The organism is uncultured Campylobacter sp. (assembly GCF_938045225.1).
Lineage (GTDB): Bacteria > Campylobacterota > Campylobacteria > Campylobacterales > Campylobacteraceae > Campylobacter_A.
This window is the reverse complement of the sequence record NZ_CALINL010000300.1, coordinates 1-2,678: the sequence shown is the minus strand read 5'-3', so window position 1 is coordinate 2,678 and position 2,678 is coordinate 1. Positions and strand designations below refer to the sequence as shown.

Genomic DNA, 2,678 nt, shown 5'->3' with positions numbered 1-2,678 from the left:
GAACCAAAGCTAATTATAAAATAAAGCATTCAAGAAATAAATTTTATCTACGCTTGGTATTCTACAAGAAGTTAATGATAAAACCACATCAAAGACATTGAGAATTTTTGGTTTATACCAAAAATAGATTATCTAATATTAAAGGTATTCAGAGAAAGAATTTTGTGCGATTTTAGATATAATACTAAAATTACACAGGCAAGTAGCAATACGAAGTCGTAGCTAAAAATTCTGATTAATTTATCTTGATCCTATATTTTTAAGGAAAAAATATGAATGAGCATATTATTCAAAACCCACATCAAATTTATGATTTTATAGATACTACTGTAAATAAAATCTTATCTGATCTTGATAAAAAAAGCGAAAATGAAGCAGTTCAGGGATCAAAAGAGCGAGTGCTAAAAATCGTATCAAGTTTTAAAAACCAAACTTTAGATAATGCAATATCCGAGTTAAAGAAAAATAGCGAATGGGATAAGTTGGTAATTGCTTTTTACGGCGAGACTAATGCTGGCAAATCAACACTAATAGAAGCATTAAGAATATATCTAGGCGAAATCGTAAAGACAAAAAATATGTCTAAATTTAACGAGTTAAAACAAAAATTTGGCGGCTTATCAGTAGAAAAAATAAGAAAAATCCAAGAAAATAAAGAAAAACTTGATGACCAAGAGAAAACAATATTGGTATCAAATGAGCAAAACAGAAAGACATTAATAAATCGCTTAAGGTTATTTCTAATAAGTTTTAAGAGAATTTTTTTAAACAAAGAAGTTTGTGAGATGATAGAACTAGCCGACGGTGCGATAATTGGCGACGGAAGGCCTGATTTTACAAGGAAGTCTACTAGCTATGAATTTGACGATTTTATACTAATAGATCTGCCTGGCATCGAAGGAAGCGAAGAGAAGGTAATAGAAGAGATATTAGAGTCGGTTAAAAGAGCTCATGCAGTATTTTATGTCACTAGCTCAGTTACTCCCCCACAAAAAGGCGAAAATAACAAAAAAGGAACGATTGAAAAAATAAAAGAGCATCTAAGTGATCAAAGCGAAGTTTATGCCTTGTTTAATAAACGCATTAATTCCCATCATCAGCTAAAAGAAAACTTACTAAATGAGGGCGAGCAAAAATCGCTTTTAGTGGTAGATGAAAAGATGCGAGAAATAATTGGCGATAGTTATGCTTCACATAAAGTCGTATCGGCAAAAATAGCGTTTCTTGGTGTAGCCGAGTGCTTACTTGAAGGCTCCAAAGCTGCTCAAGATAGAGCTAAATTTTTAGACAAATTTGATAAAAATGAGCTGATTAACCGCTCTAATCTTGATGAATTTGGTTTGTTTTTGCAAAATGAACTAGCGGACAATGCTCAAAAAAAGATAAAAAAATCAAATTTCTATAAAGCAAATAGCGTACTAAAACAGTTGATAGACGTCTTAAAAGATATTTTATGCAATAATATTCTACCACTTAAAGAGATGCTTATGCGGGAATATCAAGATGCTAAAAACAATATAAATACGGCTTTTTTATCACTTAAAAATGGTGCCAACATTGACGTGGACAAGGAAATAGAAAATTTTAGAAGAGAAACCAGAAACTCTATTTATGACTATATAGATAAAGACGTTAGTAATGACGATTTCAAGAGGAAATTAGAATACCTCCTAAACCAAAATGTTCAAAATTTACAAAACAAACTACCTAACGTTATTAAAAGCAGCTTTAATGAATTTGAGTCAATGGTGCAACAGGATTTAAGTAACTTTGCTAGAAAAGCGAATGAAACCATAAATGAGCTACAAAGCGTAAATATTGGTTCGTTTAGCGTAAATATCGATATCAAAAGCGGTGTGGACAAAATGGGATTACTAGGGAGCGCTGTAGGGGCAGGGGGTCTGATAATGACTTTTGCTCTTACAAATGTCTGGAATCCTTTGGGCTGGGCAGCCTTTGGAGTTGGCGTAGTTACCGTAATAGTAAGCTTTTTAAAGTCAGTTTGGGGATGGTTTGATAGTGATTACAAAAAATCACAACAAAGGCAAAAAGCTGATGACAATATACACAATGTAGCAAATCGCATAAAAAACAATATCACTCCAAGCCTTGATAAAAATTTAGAGGAAATTAGGGTGGTGCTTGATGAGATAACAGCTAATCTATATTTTTTCGTACAAAGTGTTCAAACTACAGAAGAGCTTTTTATTGAAAATATTGAAAAACTAAAAAATGTATTTAAAAGCATTAAAAATTTAGGAGGAAAAGATGAATAATACCTTGGCAGAATTTAAAACTCAACAAGACAAAGCGATGCAAATTTTAACGAGATTGCAAGAATTTGTAATGGAAGGCGAGGAATACGGCATAAGTATAGACGAAAGCATAAAAACAAAACTCGCAAATGCACTGAAAAACGTGCAGGACGGGAAGCTAAAAATAGCGCTCGTAGGTGGCTTTAGCGAGGGTAAAACATCAATAGCTGCTGCTTGGCTTGAAAAGCTAGATAAGGCATCTATGAAAATAAGCCACGAGGAGTCATCTGATGAAGTCAAAATATATAACGTAGATGATGAAATCGAGCTTGTAGATACTCCAGGATTATTTGGGTTTAAAGAAAAATTTAATGACGAAGCACATACGATACAAAAATATAAAGATATAACCAAAAAATACGT

The 2,678-nt window shown here is 32.6% G+C and carries 2 protein-coding genes; both read left to right on the top strand.

Going from position 1 to position 2,678, the window contains the following annotated elements:
- Nucleotides 1–272: 272 nt before the first annotated feature.
- The gene (locus Q0200_RS10905; protein WP_297941108.1) at nt 273–2,276 is read left to right on the top strand and encodes a GTPase; all 2,004 of its coding nucleotides are present in this window, start codon (nt 273–275) and stop codon (nt 2,274–2,276) included.
- A partial coding sequence (locus tag Q0200_RS10900; RefSeq protein ID WP_297941107.1) for a GTPase occupies nt 2,269–2,678 on the top strand: 410 nt, incomplete at its 3' end. The genes Q0200_RS10905 and Q0200_RS10900, both read left to right, overlap by 8 nt.

Bases quoted from the DNA above. Each gene is read 5' to 3' on its own strand.
- Q0200_RS10905 (WP_297941108.1), top strand. From the start codon at position 273: ATGAATGAGCATATTATTCAAAACCCACATCAAATTTATGATTTTATA.